This window comes from Lentzea indica, from assembly GCF_012184385.1.
Taxonomy (GTDB): Bacteria; Actinomycetota; Actinomycetes; order Mycobacteriales; family Pseudonocardiaceae; genus Lentzea; species Lentzea indica.
Window position 1 is genome coordinate 1 of sequence record NZ_VSRL01000400.1, and the last position, 5,264, is coordinate 5,264.

Annotated in this window: 5 protein-coding genes and 1 pseudogene; 3 read left to right on the top strand and 3 right to left on the bottom strand. The window is 70.3% G+C overall.

Features of this window, described 5'->3' with window-relative positions; translation table 11 throughout:
• Positions 1–977, bottom strand: a 977-nt coding sequence (locus tag FXN61_RS46930) for an AAA family ATPase (RefSeq protein ID WP_246293166.1), incomplete at its 3' end; no start/stop codon positions are given.
• Positions 978–1,084: 107 nt separating this feature from the next.
• Between FXN61_RS46930 and FXN61_RS46935 the strand changes: the two genes are divergently transcribed.
• The 3 genes from FXN61_RS46935 to FXN61_RS51240 are packed head-to-tail and all read left to right on the top strand — an operon-like array spanning position 1,085 to position 4,262.
• Positions 1,085–2,158, top strand: a complete 1,074-nt coding sequence (locus FXN61_RS46935) for a class I SAM-dependent methyltransferase (RefSeq protein ID WP_167980265.1) — start codon at positions 1,085–1,087, stop codon at positions 2,156–2,158.
• Complete coding sequence (locus tag FXN61_RS46940) at positions 2,155–4,023, top strand: alpha/beta hydrolase (protein ID WP_223165888.1); 1,869 nt, start codon at positions 2,155–2,157, stop codon at positions 4,021–4,023. The genes FXN61_RS46935 and FXN61_RS46940 overlap by 4 nt, the downstream gene beginning before the upstream one ends.
• On the top strand, positions 4,014–4,262 hold the full coding sequence (locus FXN61_RS51240; protein WP_223165889.1) for a hypothetical protein: 249 nt from the start codon (positions 4,014–4,016) through the stop codon (positions 4,260–4,262). Before FXN61_RS46940 ends, FXN61_RS51240 begins: the two co-directional genes overlap by 10 nt.
• Before the next feature lie 12 nt (positions 4,263–4,274).
• Here FXN61_RS51240 and FXN61_RS46945 read toward each other — a convergent pair whose 3' ends face one another.
• Positions 4,275–4,544 carry a hypothetical protein gene (locus tag FXN61_RS46945; RefSeq protein WP_167980266.1) on the bottom strand — a complete coding sequence of 90 codons (270 nt, stop codon included), beginning with the start codon at positions 4,542–4,544 and terminating at the stop codon, positions 4,275–4,277.
• Between the two features lie 118 nt (positions 4,545–4,662).
• Positions 4,663–5,264 (bottom strand): annotated as a pseudogene (locus tag FXN61_RS46950) (hypothetical protein); the annotation flags it as partial.

Below are 5,264 nucleotides of genomic sequence, written 5' to 3' on the forward strand. Positions count from 1 at the left end.
GCCACGGCACGGTGGATCGCCCTGCGGTGCCGCAGCGCGGCGTCCCCGTACACAGCGGCCCGGATCAGTGGATGCCGGAACTCGACGCGGCCGTCGGTGATCCGGACGAGCTCTGCCTGCTCGGCCTCGGTCAGCGCGTCGACGTCGACTCCGAGCAGCCGGCACGCCCCCGCGACCACCCGAAGATCGTTCCCCGCCACGGAGGCGACGGTCAGCGCCGCGCGCCCTGCCTCGCCCAGAGACCGTGCCTGCTCGGCGAACTCGTGCGCCAACGCCGCGGACACCGGCAGCGGAGCCTCGGGAGACGCGTGCTCCAGCCGGTGCGCTCCCGCGGCCAGCTCGATCAGCGCGAGCGGGTTGCCCGCGGTCGCCTGGTGCAACCGTGCGACCAGCTCGTGCGACACGGCCACGCCGGAGCGGCTCGAGACCAGCTCGCCCGCGGCGGCGAGATCGATGCCCGCCAACGGCAGCGTGGGCAGCTGGGGATCAGGAGAGCGCGAGGTGGCCAGCAGCACGATCGGATCGGCCACGAGTCTGCGGGCCGCGAACGCCAGCGCGTCCGCCGACGGACGGTCGAACAGGTGCAGGTCGTCCAGCAGCACAGCGACCGGCCGGTCCTCGGCGAACCGGCAGAGCAGGCTCAGCGTGGCGGCACCGACCGCGAACCTGTCGCTCGTGGTTCCGGGTCGCAAGGCCAGCGCGACGGACAACGCCTGCGCCTGGGGCGCCGGGATCTCGTCGATGCGGTCGAGCGCTGGACGCAACACCTGATGCAGTGCGCCGAAGGGAATCTCCCGCTCCGGCTCGCTTCCGGCCGCCCACAAGACGTTCATGCCCGTGGCGCATTCGGCCGCGCAGTGCAGCAACGCGGTCTTGCCGACTCCTGGCTCGCCGGTGATGGCCAGGACGCCACCGTGCCCGATCCGGGCGCTCGCGACGAGCCGCTCGATCTGTCGACGCTCGGACTCGCGCCCCATCAGCACACGGGGGAGTGTAGGTCGGGACTCGCGACTAGGTGGGGCACCTGATGCGGTTGCCCCGTTGGCGCTCATACGTTCCGACCCTCACATGGAGGGAAGAGCAGATGACCACGACAAGACCCGAGGTCGACACCGACAAGCTCATGCAGTTCGTGTTCAGAGCGGTCGACGAGGTGGGCGCCACGCTGAACGCCGCGCTCGTCGTCATGGGCGACAAGCTCGGCTACTACCGCGTCATGGCGTCCGGTGAGCCGATCAGTCCTGCCGAACTCGCCGACCGCAGCGGCACCGCGGAGCCCTACGTGCGGGAGTGGCTCAACGCCCAGGCCGCAGGGAGTTACGTGACCTACGACCCCGCCACCGGGCGGTACGCCCTGCCGATCGAGCACGCGGTGGCGCTGACGGTCGAGGACAGCCCCGCGTTCCTGCCGGGGATGTTCCAGATCGCGCTCGGCACGGTGCACGACGCCGGGCGCGTCCTGGACGCGGCCCGCAGCGGCTCCGGTGTCGGCTGGCACGAGCACAACACCGACGTGCACCTCGGCTGTGAGCGTTTCTTCCGGCCGAACTACGAGGCGAACCTGATCGAGAGCTGGCTGCCCGCACTGGACGGCGTCGTCGCCAAGCTGCACGCGGGTGCCAAGGTTGCCGACGTCGGCTGCGGGCACGGCGCGTCGACGATCCTGATGGCGCGTGCGTTCCCGAACTCGACCTTCACCGGTTCCGACTACCACCCGGAGTCGATCCGCATCGCGCGCGAACGGGCGGAGGCCGCCGGTGTCGGTGACCGCGTGACGTTCGAAGTGGCGTCCGCACAAGACTTCAGCGGCACCGGCTACGACCTCGTGACCATGTTCGACTGCCTGCACGACATGGGCGACCCGGTCGGGGCGGCACGCCACGTGAGGGACGCGGTGGCGCGCGACGGCACGTGGATGATCGTCGAGCCGATGGCAGGCGACCACGTCGAGGACAACCTCAACCCGGTCGGCCGCACCTACTACGGCTTCTCCACCCTGCTGTGCACACCGGCCTCCCTGTCCCAGGACGTCGGTCTCGCACTGGGCACCCAGGCCGGGCCCGCGCGCATCCGCGACGTGACGGTCGCCGGCGGGTTCACCCGGTTCGCCGGGGTGGCCCAGACGCCGTTCAACCAGGTGCTCGAAGTCCGGCCGTGAAAGCCGAGCCGCGCCCGGTCCGCGAGGCGGACCAGATCGGGTTCGCCGAACGCGCCGGTGTGCGGCTCGCGTTCAAGGTCTACGACAACCCAGGCAGGCCAACGGTTCTGCTGATGCCGAGTTGGTCGATCGTGCCGTCGTTGTTCTGGAAGGCGCAGGTGCCCTACCTCGCGCGGCACTTCCGGGTGGTGACCTTCGACGGCCGTGGCTCCGGCGACTCGGACCGACCTGTCGGTGCGGCGTCCTATGTGGACGCCGAGTACGCCGCGGACGCGATCGCGGTCATGGACGCCACGGGCACCGAGCGCGCTGTGCTGGTGTCGTTGTCGCGCGGTGATGCGTGGTCGGTGCTCGTAGCCGCGCACCACCCGGACAGGGTCGCCGGCATCGTCGCCATCGCACCGGCCAGCGGATCCCTCATCGGCGCGGAGGGTGAGGAGAAGCGCGCCTGGGAATCGACCGAGGGCGGGGTGAGGTACAACCGGCACCACTGGCTGGAAGGCGGGTACGACGACTTCGCCGAGTGGTTCTTCGCCAGGATGTTCCCCGAACCGCACTCCACCAAGCAGATCGAGGACGGCGTGCGGTGGGCTCACCAGATCGAGCCGGCCACGCTGGTGGACACCACAGCAGGCCGGCTCAGCTCCGAATCCATTGTGGACAGTTGCCGCGACGTGCGGTGCCCGGTGCTGGTGATCCACGGAACCGACGACAGAATCCGCCCGCACGCGATCGGCGAACGCCTCGCCGAACTGACCGGCGGCTCTCTGGTGCTGCTGGACGGCTCCGGACACGGTGTGCACGCCAGGGATCCGGTGCGGGTCAACCAGCTGATCAAGCAGTTCGTCGATCGGGTGCACCCCGTCGTCCGGCGTACCCGGTCGTCCAGGGCGATCAGCAGGCCGCCGCGCGCGTTGTACCTGAGCTCACCGATCGGCCTCGGTCACGCCCGGCGCGACCTGGCCATCGCCTCCGAACTGCGCAAGCTGCGTCCGGACCTGCAGATCGACTGGCTCGCGCAGCACCCGGTCACCGAGGTGCTCGGTCCTGCGGGAGAGCGGATCCACCCGGCGTCCGCGTGGCTGGCCACCGAGTCGTCGCACGTGGAGGACGACGCGGGAGAGCACGACCTGCACGTGTTCGAGACGTTCCGCCGGCTGGACGCGCTGCTGGTGAACAACTTCATGGTGTTCGACGACGTCCTCGACGCCGAGTCGTACGACCTGGTCATCGGGGACGAGGCGTGGGAAGTCGACTACTTCCTGCACGAGAATCCCCGGCTGAAGCGGAGTGCCTTCGCCTGGCTGACCGACTTCGTGGGCTGGCTCCCGATGCCCGACGGCGGTACGCGCGAGGAACGCCTGACCGCCGACTACAACCTCGAGATGATTGAGCAGCGAGCACGTTTGCGCCGCGTGCGTGACCGGTCCGTATTCGTCGGCAATCCCGGCGACGTGGTCTCGCTGCCGTTCGGTCCGGGCCTGCCGTCCATTCGCGAGTGGACGGAGCAGAACTTCGACTTCTCCGGCTACGTCACCGGATTCGACCCTCCGGACTCCGGTGAACGCGAGGCGCTGCGCAGGAAGATCGGCGTCAGGCCGGACGAAAAGCTGTGCGTGGTCACGGTCGGCGGCTCCGGTGTGGGGGAGTCACTGCTCCGCCGGGTCCTCGACGCGGTGCCCGCCGCACGCAGGCTGGTGCCAGGCCTGAGGTTCCTCGTCGTCACCGGACCGCGCATCGACCCCGCTTCTCTTCCCCGCCACCGCGGTGTGTCGATTCGCGGCTACCTGCCGGACCTGCACCGCCATCTCGCCGCCTGCGATCTGGCGGTCGTGCAGGGCGGGTTGACACGTGCATGGAGCTGACCGCGAGCCGGCGTCCGTTCATCTTCGTGCCGCTGCGCCACCACTTCGAGCAGAACGTCCACGTCCGGCACCGGCTCGCCCGTTACGGAGCGGGCCGCTGCATGACCTACGACGACGTCGTCGACCGGGAAGTCCTGGCCGCCGCCATGGCGGAGGAGATCCAGCGCGAGGTCGGCTACCGGCCGGTCGAGGCCGACGGCGCGTCCCGTGCCGCCGCGTTGCTCGCCGACCTGCTCTGACCGTCAGCCTGGTCAGGCCGTGCCGCAGCCGGGAGCCCAGCGAAGTTCCCGCGAAACGACGGTGGAGAGCACGGGCCGGTCCGAGCACAGGCGTTGGTCCGAGGCGAGGATGTCGGCCCTGAGCTCCTGCAAGAAGAGAGCACCGGGCATCAGCTCCACGATTTCCCATTGGCAGCGCAGGCATTGGCTGCTGTGCTGCCGGAACTCGTCGGTCTCGTCGGGAGTGAGCATTTCGAGCAGGTAGCTACCGGCTGAAACAGCGTGCGGACAGGCGTCGCTCAAGGTGCTCCTCCTGGCTGGCGTCGAAGGGGTGGACGGGCGGCGGCGTGGGGGGCAGGCCGCCACCCGTCCGGAACGGGCGACCCGGTGAGGGAGAGTGGGACTCCGGGTCGCCGGAAGATCAGCGGTTCGAACGGCTGGGTTTGCCGGGTGGGTTGTCGGGCTGGCCGGGCTGGCCGGGCTGGCCGGACTGGCCGGACTGGCCCGGCTTGTCGCCGAGCAGGTCGGCGCAGAAGGCGGGGACGCGGTCGGCGCCGCCTGCGGCCGTGATCAAGGCGCTGAACGCCGGGTTCTCGTGCGCCTTGCCGTGTTCCGATCCCGCGCCCGCCGTGTAGGCCTGGCACAGCCCGTTGAGCGAAGGCGACGGGGAGGCGCTGTTGTCCGGCTTCTTGTCCGGCGAGTTCGGCTTCTCTTTCGTCGTGACGGACGTCGTGGCGACGACGTTCGTGTCGACGGTGGGTGCGGGTTCCTCGCGCTGCTGGCCGGGCAGCGTTCCCGCCGCGGCGGCCAGTGCGATGCCGCCGGCGGCGGCTGCCGTGACAGCGGCGATCTTCACCGTCAGCAGGTTCGCCAGTGCGATCTTGAGCATCCAGGGTCTCCGTCGCTGAGGGGCGGTGGCGAGACGAGCGTCGCGGAACGCCGCCATGGCGGCGTGCTCACCGGCCAGCTCGCGGTCACGAGCCGGGGCGGCCGCCGCCGTGAGCAGGTCGCTCAGGCTGGTCG

Excerpts from the sequence above, each read along its gene's own strand:
- FXN61_RS46935 (WP_167980265.1), top strand. The coding sequence starts at position 1,085 with ATGACCACGACAAGACCCGAGGTCGACACCGACAAGCTCATGCAGTTC.
- FXN61_RS51240 (WP_223165889.1), top strand. The coding sequence starts at position 4,014 with ATGGAGCTGACCGCGAGCCGGCGTCCGTTCATCTTCGTGCCGCTGCGC.